Annotated in this window: 11 protein-coding genes, 1 tRNA gene and 1 pseudogene; 4 read left to right on the top strand and 9 right to left on the bottom strand. The window is 39.5% G+C overall.

What is annotated here, in order from left to right; all coding sequences use genetic code 11:
* Positions 1-30: 30 nt before the first annotated feature.
* From ACO4R2_RS07225 to fabD, 4 genes are all read right to left on the bottom strand, one after another.
* Positions 31-708: a hypothetical protein gene (locus ACO4R2_RS07225; RefSeq protein WP_484769727.1), complete on the bottom strand. Its 678-nt coding sequence runs from the start codon at positions 706-708 to the stop codon at positions 31-33.
* A 167-nt stretch (positions 709-875) separates the two neighbouring features.
* Positions 876-962: transfer RNA gene (locus tag ACO4R2_RS07220), tRNA-Ser, on the bottom strand.
* Between the two features lie 58 nt (positions 963-1,020).
* On the bottom strand, positions 1,021-2,733 hold the full coding sequence (locus tag ACO4R2_RS07215) for an alpha-amylase family protein (RefSeq protein WP_347719967.1): 1,713 nt from the start codon (positions 2,731-2,733) through the stop codon (positions 1,021-1,023).
* A gap of 120 nt (positions 2,734-2,853) precedes the next feature.
* A complete protein-coding gene (fabD, locus tag ACO4R2_RS07210; RefSeq protein WP_315090602.1) occupies positions 2,854-3,756 on the bottom strand; it encodes an ACP S-malonyltransferase in 903 nt (300 codons plus the stop codon).
* Positions 3,757-4,135: 379 nt separating this feature from the next.
* Here fabD and ACO4R2_RS07205 point away from each other — a divergent pair, with 379 nt between their 5' ends.
* Together ACO4R2_RS07205 and ACO4R2_RS07200 are read left to right on the top strand one after the other, a co-directional pair.
* Positions 4,136-4,750, top strand: coding sequence for a deoxynucleoside kinase (locus ACO4R2_RS07205; protein ID WP_484769726.1), 615 nt, complete (start codon positions 4,136-4,138; stop codon positions 4,748-4,750).
* A 29-nt stretch (positions 4,751-4,779) separates the two neighbouring features.
* Positions 4,780-5,397, top strand: a complete 618-nt coding sequence (locus ACO4R2_RS07200; protein ID WP_311490385.1) for a deoxynucleoside kinase — start codon at positions 4,780-4,782, stop codon at positions 5,395-5,397.
* Positions 5,398-5,603: 206 nt separating this feature from the next.
* On the opposite strand, the gene ACO4R2_RS07195 is transcribed toward ACO4R2_RS07200, so the two are convergent.
* The 4 genes from ACO4R2_RS07195 to lon form a co-directional block, all read right to left on the bottom strand.
* Positions 5,604-6,902 (bottom strand): DEAD/DEAH box helicase, encoded by a 1,299-nt coding sequence (locus ACO4R2_RS07195; protein ID WP_347720152.1) that lies wholly within the window; start codon positions 6,900-6,902, stop codon positions 5,604-5,606.
* An 11-nt stretch (positions 6,903-6,913) separates the two neighbouring features.
* Entirely contained in the window at positions 6,914-8,005 is a 1,092-nt protein-coding gene (locus tag ACO4R2_RS07190; RefSeq protein ID WP_311491298.1) for an LptF/LptG family permease, read from the bottom strand.
* 122 nt (positions 8,006-8,127) lie between these two features.
* Positions 8,128-9,285 (bottom strand): tRNA guanosine(34) transglycosylase Tgt, encoded by a 1,158-nt coding sequence (gene tgt, locus ACO4R2_RS07185; protein WP_311491293.1) that lies wholly within the window; start codon positions 9,283-9,285, stop codon positions 8,128-8,130.
* On the bottom strand, positions 9,272-11,737 hold the full coding sequence (gene lon / locus ACO4R2_RS07180) for an endopeptidase La (protein ID WP_484769725.1): 2,466 nt from the start codon (positions 11,735-11,737) through the stop codon (positions 9,272-9,274). Before lon ends, tgt begins: the two co-directional genes overlap by 14 nt.
* 145 nt (positions 11,738-11,882) lie before the next feature.
* On the opposite strand from lon, the gene ACO4R2_RS07175 reads away from it, so the two are divergent.
* Both ACO4R2_RS07175 and ACO4R2_RS07170 read left to right on the top strand, forming a co-directional pair.
* The gene (locus tag ACO4R2_RS07175) at positions 11,883-12,581 is read left to right on the top strand and encodes a tRNA1(Val) (adenine(37)-N6)-methyltransferase (protein ID WP_347720150.1); all 699 of its coding nucleotides are present in this window, start codon (positions 11,883-11,885) and stop codon (positions 12,579-12,581) included.
* A gap of 147 nt (positions 12,582-12,728) precedes the next feature.
* Positions 12,729-13,649: a M23 family metallopeptidase gene (locus tag ACO4R2_RS07170; RefSeq protein ID WP_311491296.1), complete on the top strand. Its 921-nt coding sequence runs from the start codon at positions 12,729-12,731 to the stop codon at positions 13,647-13,649.
* 31 nt (positions 13,650-13,680) lie between these two features.
* Here ACO4R2_RS07170 and ACO4R2_RS07165 read toward each other — a convergent pair.
* Positions 13,681-13,863 (bottom strand): annotated as a pseudogene (locus tag ACO4R2_RS07165) (IS256 family transposase); the annotation flags it as partial.
* Positions 13,864-14,239: the final 376 nt, after the last annotated feature.

Genomic DNA, 14,239 nt, shown 5'->3' with positions numbered 1-14,239 from the left:
GCTTTCTTTTTTCTCATACGCAGTCAATAGCTACGGTGAACGTTCTTTTACTGCGTCCCGCTCTCTGACGTCTCTTTCTCTTGCTTCGCTTCCAGTATTGCCTGATGGAGTAGGAGAAAACTTTTTCTCCTGCTCTTGCAACTCTTCAGAGCTTTCCGTAACTTTGTCGGCAGAAGTCGTTGAAGAGTTCCCGCTGGTGGCGACTGCATCCATAGAATGGTCGCGATTAACTTCAGCAGTCTCGGTGCTTGGATTGCTTCCGATGGTGGGTAAGGATGCGACTTTTGGTTTACGGCGCGAGTATGCTTCTCTGAAGATGCCCGCGCTGTTTACATTCCAATACTGACCATCTCTCGACAATTGTACAAAAAGAGTGTTATTGTGCTCATCAGAAACTTCTAATAAATACGTTTGTTTCTTCCCAATGAGACTTCCCTCACGGATGGTATCATAATTCTCTGCCACATTCTCGACAAACTCTTCAATAGAATGAAACCCTGCCTTACGAATCTGTGTTCCATGAGATGCTTCAATATGGAGTAAGCCATAACCATGATTTTTTCCTTTCACATCTTTAGTATTCTCACCAATACTAAGTTTAATAGGAGCTGCAGGTAAGCCGCTATCCGCTGTGACTTCGCCAAAATTAGTTAATCCTTTAGAAGATAACACAAAAGGCTTCCCATTCTTGTTAACTTCTTTACTCAAAGGAGCATGGACTTCGTTTTGAAAGCATCATTAATATTATAGTTCTCAGTAGAAGTAACTATTCTCTAATTAAATGTGACAAGCTGAGTAGTTACGATGTCGAAAATATATCTTATTGATTATTAATAAAAGGGAAGCCATCAATTTGACTTCCCTTTGATTTCTTGCGGAAAGTGAGGGATTCAAACCCCCGATACCCAACAGGGTATACCGGATTTCGAGTCCAGCGCATTCGGTCACTCTGCCAACTTTCCTTATATTGATGCAAAGATAAGAATAAATTTTATATCTGAGTTCTATGCATCAACCTTTTTAGAAAGCAATAATCACAGCGTTATTCGCTGAAATTGTAACTTTAGTAGGCTCTGTTGTGCTAAGCGTTAGAGGGAGAGATTTGCCAGAAATAAGCTCTTTTGCCTTTATAGTCTGTGGCTTTATGCCTAAATATTCAAATGCAGCAGATGGAATATTGATACAGAGTTTTTGTTCTGTATCAGCAAAGTTTGCTACGATTAGTGCAGTCTTTTCTCCCGTTGAGCGAAGCATTGCAAAGGTACGATGAGGATTGAAGTTTTGTGATGCATCGTTAGCATACATAAGATCAAATTTTTTTCCTTCTCGAATGGCTTCAGAACTATTGATGATTTTAATTATAGAACGATAGAAGGTATAAAGTTTGGCTTCATCTTTATCCAAGTATTTGATGCCACGTATTAGTTTCTGATAAGAAGGAACTCCCCAATAATCAAAAATCGTCGTTCGTCCATCTTCTCCACTAAAGCCTTCGTTGCCCATTCCTTTTTCTCCAATTTCTTGTCCTGCATAAATCATCATTGGAGCTTTATCGAGTGTTGCACTAACGACCAATGCTGGTAGAGCCTTTTCTGCATTTCCAACAAAGAATGGTGAAGCGATTCGTTGCTCATCATGATTTTCAAGAAAATGAAGCATGTGGTCTTGAATGTCGTCAGTAGCTTGCCAGCAGTGGGTAATAGCTGTAGCAGAATTCTCTCCGCGAACAATAGAACGGAGTGTATCATATAGCCCGACCTTATCGTAAAGATAATCGAATCCTCCCGTATGAATATAGTTACGGTATTCTCCTGGATTGTAAACCTCTGCAATAAATTTCAATTCAGGATGTTGTTTCTTTACTTGTGCAATGGCATAATTCCAATATTCAACTGGAACCATCTCTGCCATATCACAGCGGAAGCCATCAACTCCTTTCCCTGCCCAAAAAAGAAGAATCTCGGTCATTTTTTTCCAAGTGTCGGGGATAGGGGAGAAGTGTGTAGAACGTCCATTCTGATAGTCAATACCATAGTTTAGTTTTATAGTTTCATACCAGTCATTGATACTTGGCCATGCATTGAAAACGTCATTTCCAGAAACTCGTGCAGGAGTTTCGATATAAGAAGCTTTATTCCCTATTATATTGTCCAAATGTAATGATTCATTGGGAATATAGTAGAAGTTGTTTTGGGCTGAAAAAGCTAGCTCTGTGTTATCTGTTTCCCCTAAATCTTTGACACCAGCAGGTTTGCTGTCTGAATGATATTGGCGAGCAACATGATTTGGGACAAAGTCCATGATCATTTTTAGTCCGGATCGATGTGTTCTTTCTACTAATTGTTCGAATTCTTTCATTCGTTCTGGGACATTAACAGCTAAATCTGGATCAATATCGTAATAGTCCTTTATTGCATAGGGAGAGCCTGCATTTCCTTTTACAACTTCAGCATTATCGCGAGCGATACCAAAAGCAGAATAATCTGTCTTGGTAGCATGTTCGATTAATCCTGTATACCAAATATGAGTAAAGCCCATATCCTTGATGCGTTTTAGGCGGCGAGCATCAAAGTCGTTCATCTTGCCACATCCGTTTTCGGATAATGTTCCATTATTTTTATTGAGAGTGACAGTATTTCCGTATAAACGGGGTAAAACCTGATAGATGGTGATTCTTTCCTGGCTCATAACAGAGAGAGGCACTGCCAAGGCAAGTGCACTAAGTAGTTTCATTATATTTATTACTAATTACTAACATGTGAAAATGCAAGAGCCTAACGGCTTACGTTATTAGAGACGTTCTTCCGTTAGGCTTTTATAATATTGTTAGAATGTTTTTTAAGTTCTAAAAGATTAGTCTTCTACACCTTGGATTTCTACTTCGAGATTCTGTGCACGTGCAATCTTAGAAACCATTCCTTGAAGGGCTTTTCCTGGACCACATTCAGTGAAACTTGTGCAACCATCTGCAAGCATACTTTCAACTTCTTTTGTCCAAAGAACGCTATGCGTAAGTTGTTGAATGAGGTTGGTTTTAATCTCTTCAGGATCAGTGTGTGCAAGACCATCGTAGTTCTGATAAACAGGACAGATAGGTTTCTTGAACTCAGTAGTAGCAATAGCAGTTTCGAGTTCTTCTTGAGCAGGTTGCATAAAGGGGCTATGGAAGGCACCGCTTACGGGAAGCACAAGTGCACGCTTAGCACCAGCCTCTTTAAGAAGCGTACAAGCCTCTTTGATGGCTTCTTCGTCGCCAGATATAACAAGTTGTCCAGGACAGTTGTAGTTGGCAGGTACAACCAATTTATTGTCTTTACTTACTTGCTTGCAAATATCTTCCACTTTCTCGTCAGACAAGGAAATGATAGCTGCCATAGTGCCTGGTTTTACCTCGCAAGCAGCCTGCATGGCCTTAGCACGAGCAGCCACAAGTTTAAGACCATCTTCAAAGCTAAGGCAACGAGCTGCTGTAAGTGCAGAAAATTCACCAAGAGAATGACCTGCTACCATATCAGGATTGAAACTTTCTCCCAAGCAGAGAGCTTTAACAACACTGTGAATATATACTGCCGGTTGCGTCACTTTTGTTTGTTTCAGTTCCTCATCTGTCCCATTAAACATGATGTCTGTGATGCGGAAACCGAGAATCTCATTAGCTTTCTCGAAGAACTGTTTGGCAACGGGATGCTTCTCGTAGAGATCTTTACCCATACCAACAAACTGTGCACCCTGGCCAGGAAAAACAAATGCTTTCATTTAGATTATTTTTTTATTATTGGATATCTGTACGCAAAGTTAATCATTTTTTATCTATAATAGGTATGTGTGTCCTTTTTTGCCATCTAAGAAGTAATCTTCTTATCCTCCATAATATAATTCACGATAAAATAGGAAACGAAGTTGGTTTAAACAAATCTATAGTTAATGCTTGAAAGATGAAAAAATGTAAATTATAGAAGTTGTACCATACTGTGTGTTTATCGATTTTCATGTTTTTTCTACAGAAAAAACATGAAAATACTTCTAGTTTGACTAGAAGTGTTTATGATGTCTTACGATATTATTTGATTTTCGTTTGATGAATCCTTTCGAATGAATTACCTTTGCACAAACAAAATCAACAACTTTAAATACTGTGTACATTGCAATCGCAGGAAATATAGGTAGTGGGAAAACCACGCTGACCACCCTTTTGTCTAAGCATTACAAATGGAAACCCCATTTCGAAGCTGTTGATAATAATCCTTATCTCAATGATTATTACAAGGATGTTCCTCGGTGGTCGTTTAATTTAGAGGTGTTTTTCTTGAAAGAACGCTTTCGCAACCTATTAGAGATATCCCAGAGCCAAGTTCAAATAATTCAAGATCGTTCTATTTTTGAGGGAGTCTATGTCTTTACGGCTAACAATAAAGATATGGGATATTTGTCGGATCGCGACTACGAAACTTATATGGAGCTTTTCAACTGTATGGTTTCGGTAGTGAATTATCCTAGGCTACTCATTTATCTTCGCTCCTCAGTGCCTCATCTTGTGGAGAATATTCAGAAGCGTGGACGTGAATATGAGCAAGCTATTCCTCTTCAATATCTCGAAAATCTCAACAATCGTTACGAAGATTTTATATTCAATAGCTATCAAGGTGAGACACTCGTTATTGATGTTGATAATCTTGATTTTCTTTTACATCCTGAGGATTTTAGATCTATTGTTGATAAGATAGATGCAAAACTTTATGGTTTATTCTAATAACTTGAAACTGAAAACATACATTTATTATGCATATAGCAATTGCTGGAAACATTGGTAGCGGGAAAACAACACTGACAAAGATGCTTGCTAAACGCTACAACTGGATGCCACATTTTGAACCCGTGGACAACAATCCATATCTAGACGACTTTTATGGAGATATGTCGCGTTGGTCGTTTAATTTGCAAATCTATTTTCTCAACAAGCGTTTCAAAGATGTTGTGGAAATTTCGAAGAGCAATGATGTGATTATACAAGATCGTACTATTTTTGAAGATGCCCGTATATTTGCGCCAAACTTGCATAAAATGGGGATGATGAGCGATAGAGATTTTCAAAACTATACGGACTTATTTGATTTGATGATGTCGCTGGTAAAGTTACCCGACTTAATGATTTATATTCGTTCGACTGTACCCAATTTGGTTTCGCAGATAGCAAAGCGTGGCCGTGAGTATGAGAAGTCTATCCGCATAGATTATTTGGAAGGTCTAAATAAACTCTACGAAGATTGGATTAAAACCTATAATCATCATCTCATTATAGTGGATGGTGACACTACTAAATTTGAGAGTAATCCAGAAGACTTTGAAAAAATCACAGATATGATTGATTCAAAACTTTATGGATTATTCCCAATGTAGTAGTCGTTTAAAGTAAACGAAAAAGAAAGTCGACATGAGTTCTTTTGCTCTTGTCGGCTTTCTTTATTGTATAGAAAAATCCGAGTATTCTATTTCCAAATACAAGTATTGTATTCTCGAGGACGGGTATCGTTTTAAATAATAGATATGATACGTTACCTGTTTGTTCTTTCAATGATTATAGACTCTTCCTTTTATAAAATTTCTTATTGGACAGGTTTGTTTGCTGCATTGGCGATCTTTTTACGGCGTCGTACCTGCTGATGTCCTTGTGTGTTTTTTGGGGTGGTATTGGTTCGTTGGTTTCCATGTCTCCTATGCTCATTACGATTTTTTCTTGTTTGTACCTCTGGCTCCTTAAGTCCTTCTGGTAGGGGAGTTCGTGGTAATTTTTCCGCCAGTAATTTTTCAATATTATGGAGAGCATAGAGATCTTTTTCTCCCACAAGTGTTACAGCTATACCGTTGCGGCCTGCACGGGCGGTTCGGCCAATGCGATGAACGTAGTCCTCAGCATCGCGCGGGGCATCATAGTTAATAACCATTTGTATGTCATTGATGTCAATGCCGCGTGCTACAATATCTGTTGCAACGAGTATGTCAGTTCGACCTGCCTTAAAGTTTAACATCACTTCATCACGTTGCTGTTGAAGCAAGTCAGAATGCATTGCTTCACAATTAAAGTGAGCACGTTTTAGAAGTATGTTGAGTTCTTTTACTTTTTGTTTGGATGAACAAAAGATAATAACGCGTTCAGGTTTATGCTGCTTGAAGAGATGACGTATAATTATATTTTTATCTGTTTCCCTACATACATAAATGCTCTGTTGGATTTTCTCTGCAGGCTTACTAACAGCAAGTCTGATTTCCACAGGATTGTGCATAATGCTACGAGCAAATTTGTCGATAGTATCTGGCATCGTTGCAGAGAAAAGGATGGTTTGGCGTTTTTCAGGCAACTGCTCCACAATTTTTAGAATATCTTCAGAGAAACCCATATCCAACATACGATCTGCCTCATCTAAGATGAGGTAAGTTGTGCGACTCAAGTCAATATTTCCTAAGTCAAGATGAGTGAGAAGGCGTCCAGGTGTGGCGATGACAATATCTGCACCCTGTTTGAGACTACGCTTTTCTTGTTCAAAGCGCACTCCGTCATTGCCACCATAAACGGCAATACCGTTTACACTAACATAGTACCCAAATCCCTGCAAGGCTTGATCAATTTGTTGTGCTAATTCTCGTGTGGGAGCCATTATAAGACAGTTAATAGCTTCAGTGGGGTGGGGCTCTCTTCTCAAGAGTGTTAAAATAGGTAGCAAATAGGCGGCAGTCTTACCTGTACCTGTTTGTGCTATCCCAATGATATCTTTACCCTCCAAAATTGTTGGAATACAACGAGCTTGAACAGGAGTACATTTTTCAAACCTCATGTCGTAGAGGGCATCTAGCACGTCATCCGAGAGGGCTAGATCCTCAAAATATATGTCTTCACGTTCTTTCATATAGTCATAATTTATTGTGGAGTACGTTTGTATAGAACAAACGCTATGATGGCAAAAATAATATTGGGCATCCATACACTTAACATAGGCGACATATTTGCATTAATGGCAAAGGTTGCACTCACTGTTTGGAAAAGGATGTATCCAAAGCTAAGAGCTAGCCCTACACCAATACTTGTTCCCATACCATTCTTCCTCTTCTCTGTGGAAAGAGAGACTCCTATCAATGTAAGGATAAAAGCAGCAAAAGGCATGGCAAATCGTTTGTGATATTCTACCTCAAAGGTGCTGATGCCAGCAGCACCGCGTAACTTTTGTTTGTCGATAAACTCGCTTAGTTCAGGCAAGGTCATAGTTTCTTGCTGATTGCGGACGAAGAAAAAGTCGCGAGGCTCCATCATGATGATGCTATCTAATTTATCTCCTCGTTCCACTTTTTCGCGCATACCGCGTAGTGTGCGTTTTTCGTACATTCGTAGTGTCCAACTATACCGTTTATCCGCCAGCGTATCGTATTCAATGGTTTGTGCTGTGAGGCGAGATACGAGTTTTTTACCAGAAATTTTATCTAGTGAGAAGCCATAACCGCTTTTTGTCTGATTATCAAAATGCGTAATATAGGCAAAAACTCCTGTATCTACTTGCATTTGAATGTTGTCGATACTTGTGACATCTTTCTTTTTGATGTAATGGTTCTCAAAGTTCACACGCGCAATATTACCTCTTGGAATAATGTAGGCTCCCAAAAAGAAAGTGGTAGCTGCAATGAGAGTGGCAGAAATCATATAGGGGCGCAGCAGGCGTTTGAAGCTCATACCCGTAGATTTCATAGCTATTATTTCAGAGTTGCCTGCTAGCTTTGTTGTAAAGAATATAACAGCAATGAAGACAAATAGTGGGCTGAAAAGATTGGAGAAGTAGGGGATGAAATTGGCATAATAGTCGAAGATTATTTTATTCCAACTTGCATGGCTTGAAGAAATCTTATCAATCTTTTCATTGTAGTCGAAGATAACTGCAATGGTAATAATGATGGCTATCAAGAAAATATAGGTGGAGAGAAATTGCCACATGATATATCTATCGATGCGTAGAAATCCCATCTTTATCAGCAAATTGCCAAATATCTCCTTGTGAGAAGAGGACTTCCTTTTGGAGTTCTCTCCTTTGCTATGTCTTCCCCATTTGAAGTGTGGAAATGTTATCTTCTTCATCTTATATAAAATTATAAGCGACGGCTTACTTTCTCAACCATCATCTTTTTCCATGTTGAGAAATCATTTGCAAGAATATGCTTGCGAGCTTCTCGCACAAGCCAGAGATAGAAGGCCAAATTGTGAATGCTACCAATCTGCATGGCAAGCAACTCTTTAGCTTTGTACAAATGATGGAGATATGCTTTAGTATAAGCTGAGTCGACAAAGCTTGTACCATTGGGATCAACAGGTGAGAAGTCTTTTGCCCATTTAGCATTGCGCATATTCATAATACCTTCTGAAGTGAAGAGCATCGCGTTGCGACCATTGCGCGTCGGCATCACGCAGTCGAACATATCTACACCGCGTTCGATACCTTCCAATATATTGACGGGAGTTCCAACACCCATCAAGTAGCGTGGTTTTGCTTGTGGTAAGATATCATTGACAACTTCAATCATTTCATACATCACATCCGTGGGTTCGCCCACGGCAAGTCCTCCGATAGCATACCCCTCTGCATCTAAGTCTGTTACAAAACGCGCACTTTCTTGTCGCAGATCTTTATAAATACAACCCTGGACAATAGGGAAGAGTGCCTGATGATAACCGTACTTAGGGAGAGTACTATTAAATTGAGTAACACAACGTTCCAACCAATTATGCGTGAGCGTTAAGCTATTTTGTGCATAAGCATAGTCCGCTGTTCCTGGCGGGCATTCATCGAAGGCCATTATGATGTCTGCACCTATTGTTCGCTCTATATCCATAACTCGCTCAGGAGAGAAGAAATGTTTTGAACCGTCAATATGAGAGCGGAATTCGCAGCCATCCTCAGTGAGCTTTCGGATTCCTGTAAGTGAAAAAACTTGAAAGCCTCCGCTGTCTGTAAGTATGGGGCGGTCAAACCCATTAAACTTATGCAATCCTCCTGCTGCTTCTAAGACTTCGAGTCCTGGGCGCAAATAGAGATGATAAGTATTCCCTAAAATGATTTGTGCATTGATGTCATCCTTTATCTCCCGCAAGTGTACAGCTTTAACGCTACCTACCGTTCCGACAGGCATAAAAATCGGAGTTTCAATAGTTCCGTGGTCTGTTTCAATGCTTCCAGCTCTAGCTGCAGAGTTGGTATCGGTATGTTGGAGAGTAAAGAATCTTCCAGCTCGCTTATCAGTGATGATCATTATCTTCTTTTATATCAAGGTTGATAGCGTTGTCTACTTTTTCTTTGAGGAGAGCAATGTCAAGTACTTCAAAGACATTCTCAACAAAGTGGAATTTCAATCCTTCAATATACTTCTGATTAATTTCCTCAATATCTTTTGTATTTTCCACGCTCATGATGATATCTTTAATACCAGCCCGCTTAGCAGCAAGAATCTTTTCTTTAATTCCACCAACAGGAAGAACACGACCACGCAAAGTAATCTCACCCGTCATAGCCGTATTAGCGCGTACCTTTCGTTGGGTCAGAGCGGAAGCTAAAGACGTGGCGATTGTGATACCAGCAGAAGGACCATCTTTAGGTGTTGCTCCTTCTGGTACGTGTACGTGAATGCTCCAATGGTCAAAGATGTTACTATTCAGTTTGAGCTTTTCTGCATGAGCTTTAATGTATTCTAGTGCTAAAACAGCACTTTCTTTCATTACATCACCCAAGTTTCCTGTCAATGTAAGTTTGGGAGCTTTGGAGCGGCTTATACTTGTTTCTATAAATAGGATTTCTCCACCTACACTTGTCCACGCCAAGCCTGTAACAACACCTGCGTATTTATTTCCTTGATATTTATCGCGGTTGAATAGTGGTTTACCTAGTAACTCCTCTATCTTGGCAGCATCAATTCCTGTGCTCTTAAATTTGTTAGACTCTTCTACTTCAGTGCGATAGGCCATCTTGCGATAAATTTTATCTAATTGTTTCTCAAGTTGACGCACACCACTTTCTCTAGTATAATTCTCAATGAGAAATTCAAAGGCTTTAGGCTTAAATTTTACCTTCAGTTGAGAGTCTGTATTTATTTTTAATTCTTTTTCTATTTTCGGAATTAAGTGGCGTTTAGCAATCTGTATTTTCTCCTCAGTTAGATATCCTTCCACCTCTATAATTTCCATACGATCGAGTAAAGGAGTGGGGATGTTTTGGAGAGAGTTCGCTGTGGCTATAAAGAAAATATTGGAAAGGTCATAATCTACATCCAAGAAATTATCATGGAAGGCTTTATTCTGCTCAGGATCGAGAACTTCAAGTAAAGCACTTTGCGGATCACCATTAAAATTGCGCTCACTGACCTTATCAATTTCATCAAGGATAAATACAGGATTGTCTGTAGTTGCTTTTTGTATGCTTTTTATAATACGTCCAGGCATAGCACCTATATATGTTCTACGATGTCCACGGATTTCTGCTTCATCGTGTACACCTCCCAAGCTGATGCGTACATATTGTCGACCTAACGCGTCAGCAATAGATTTGCCTAACGAAGTTTTACCAACTCCTGGAGGGCCATAAAGACACAGGATAGGAGCTTTCATATCGTTACGGAACTTTAAAACAGCCAAATGCTCCAATATGCGTTCTTTGACTTTCTCCATTCCATAGTGATTGTGATTTAAAACTTTTTCTGCATTTTTTATATTGAGATTATCATCAGTTTTTCTCCCCCACGGCAGACTCACTAGTGTTTGTGCATAGTTGAGTTCTATATTATAATCTGGGCTTTGAGGAGGAATACGTTGTAGTTTCTTTAGTTCTTTATCAAAGACCTCTCGTACTTTCGATGGCAACTCAATAAGACTGGCCTTATTTATTAGTTCTGTCACATCTTCATTTTGCTCATCACCCAGTTCGCTCTGAATATTCTTAATCTGTTGTTGGAGAAAATAATCGCGCTGCTGCTTATCTAGCTCCTCACGCGTTTGATTTTGAATATTTTGTTTGAGAATTGCAAACTGAAGTTCACGATTCAATATGGAGAGTAACTTATAGCCTCGTTGACATTGATCATTCTCGCTTAAGAGTTCTGCTTTCTCATCTAATTCAAAGGGTAAATTTGTGCATATAAAATTGAGAAGAAATATAGGGTGGCCAATATTTCTAATGGCGAAAGCAGCTTCTTCAGGATAAGATTCAGAAATATGAATAAAGCGAATAGTAGTATCTTTGCAAGCATCAGCCAACGCTTCGTATTCTTTATCGTCCTTACTTGGTAAGATGTCTTTTAGTTTTTCAACGTGTGCACGAAGAAAGGGCTTTTGGCGAGTCTCCTCTCCCAAGCGAATACGACCAAAGCTCTGTAAGATTGCAGACTTGTTGCCATTGGGGAGTTCGATAACACGCATAACCTTTGCTACGACAGCAATGGGGTAGAGATCGGATACATGGGGTGTTTCAACACTAGCATCACGTTGGCAGCCAACAGCAATGACTGTACCTTTTTTTTCGGCTTGCTCGATGAGGCGAAGAGATGATTCTCGTCCGACAGTAACAGGAGCAACTACACCAGGAAAAAGCATCAAGTTACGCAGTGGCAAGATAGGTAGAATTTCATCAAAAGGTGTTGCAAACAACTGCGCAATATCTCCCTCGAAATCAGCAATGAGGGAGAATGGATTAGCGGAAATATCTTTTTCGTTCATGATAAATCTTTCGAAACTGGGAAAATAAAAATAAAAAGTCCCAAAATGGAGAGCAAAGATAGCTTAAACGCCTCGAAACACCAAAAAGCAATAAAAGAATGTCGGCTTTTCATACTATTTTTAGTACTTTTAAGTTTATGAGGGTATGACAAATTTCTTTGAATTCAAACAATTTAAAATATACCACGATCGCTGTGCGATGAAAGTGGGAACAGATGGAGTACTTCTCGGGGCTTGGGCCGATGTTTCTAAGTCTAACAGAATTCTTGATATTGGTTGTGGGTCCGGACTTATCTCCATCATGGCAGCTCAGCGTTCTCAAGCATATGTGTATGGTGTTGAGATCGAGAGAGAGGCAGCATTGCAAGCAAAGGAGAATGCAGTAAGGTCGCCTTGGGCTTCCCGCATAAGTATTGTATGCGAAGATATTTCCAATTTTCAAGATTCTAAAGGCTTTGATACCATATTGGTTAATCCTCCTTTTTTTGAAGAAGATCTCCTTCCTCCTGATGCTGCACGAGCCAGCGCGCGTCATACTGTAGGATTGAGTTTTGCGACTTTATTACAACAAGTATCTCGACTCTTATGTGACACAGGACGCTTATATGTTATCATTCCTACAGTAGCTCGCGAGCGTTTTATGGTGGAAGCTATTGTTCGAGGTTTTGTCCTTAATCGTTTGACTCGAGTAGTCACTCGTCCTTTTAAGGCACCTAAACGTTTGTTGTGTGCTTTATCAAAAGTTGAAAGTGTCTTCACGGAAGATACTTTACTCTTGATGGACGAAAAAGGAGAAAGATCAGAACAGTATCAACAACTTACGAAAGATTTTTATATATACTGATTTAACTTGTTATTTGCTATCTAGACACAATTGATTTAACTAATTTTTTGAGCATACTTATTGTCAGTATGCTACAAAGTCGTAACTTTGTGACCGATACGTATAATAATAAGAAGCTTTTGGCTTCCTTAATTGTAACACGAACGAATGAATTTTTCAGCACTTCGAAAATTTGGCTTAGGTGTTTTTCTCTTAGGATGTACGCTTTCAGCTACCGCGCAAGATATGATATCTATGCAAGCTCCTGTCGATAGAAAAGTACGCTCGGTTGATTCTCTAGCACTCAATCGACTGATTCAGCGCGAGAACGTAGAAAGACCTTCGGGCGACCTTTACTCTAGTTGGAATACCACGCGCACTCATTGCTATAGCCAAGATCAGATTCCAGAAACATATCGTATTGATTTACGCAATTTTGCAATGCCGACCGACAGCCGACGTATTACAAGTAGAGTAGGCTATCGGTCGTCATTTCGTCGTTATCATAAAGGACTCGATATAAAAGTTTATGTTGGCGATACTATCCGATCTGCATTTGATGGTCGCGTACGCATCGTTGATTATGAGGGAGGAGGTTATGGAAAATATATTGTTATTCGTCATAATAATGGATTGGAAACAATCTATGCTCATCTCTCCAAGCATCTAGTCTCTGTTAATACTTATGTGAAAGCAGGAGAACCTATAGGTTTAGGGGGGAATACAGGGCTCTCCACCGGAAGTCATCTTCATTTTGAATGCCGTCTGTTAGGTGCTGTTATCAATCCTGAACTTCTGTTTGATTTCCCTAACCAAGATGTGACGGGTGACTATTTCGTATTCCATAAGAGTGATAATCCAAATATGTTTACTGGAGTCGCCTCAACTGCTAGTAGAAAGAATAAAGAGATGACTGCTCAGACAGAACATATGGCTGAAATTGCTCCTTCTCGCTACCACAAGGTAGCTGCTGGAGAAAACTTAACTTCTATTGCTCGCAAATTAGAAATCTCGCTTGATGCTTTGTGTAAAGCAAATCATATTTCTGCAACAAGTCATATTCGGCCAGGACAAATTTTGAGATATTAAGAACCTGTTGCTTATACACTTTATTTTATATATAGCCCCGCCAACGCCGGGGACGGAAACCATTGGCTTGTTCACCCGCATGTTCCGCGAGAAAGAGGGCGCGCTCCTGCTTGGAAAAACTATCCAAAAGCACGCGAACCAACTCATTAAAACCTGCCTCACTTGAGGCCATTTCAGAAATTAATTCCGATCTTTGTTCTGTTGTAAGCTTCATTGTTCTTTCTTTGATTTTTTTATTCACTACAAATATAAGAACTTTGGAGCTTACACACTTTTTTAGGACAGTATCGTTTTTCTCTTTATTGTATTTAAGAATACAATAAGGCTATCAGCAAACACCCTTATTGCATATGAAAACACCCTTATTGGGTGATGTCTGAAAAGTATTGGAGAGCGTGCAGCGATGAGAAGTTGGAAACTCCACCCATGCCTCGCCAACGCTGAGGACGGGAACAATTGGTTTGTTCACCTCTATGTTTCGATACTGTCCTAAAAAAGTGTGTAAGCTCCAAAGTTCTTATATTTGTAGTGAATAAAAAAATCAAAGAAAGAACAATGAAGCTTACAAGAGAACAAAGATCGGAATTAAT

Source organism: Alloprevotella sp. (assembly GCF_057240785.1).
This window is presented reverse-complemented; position numbering and strand designations above follow the sequence as displayed.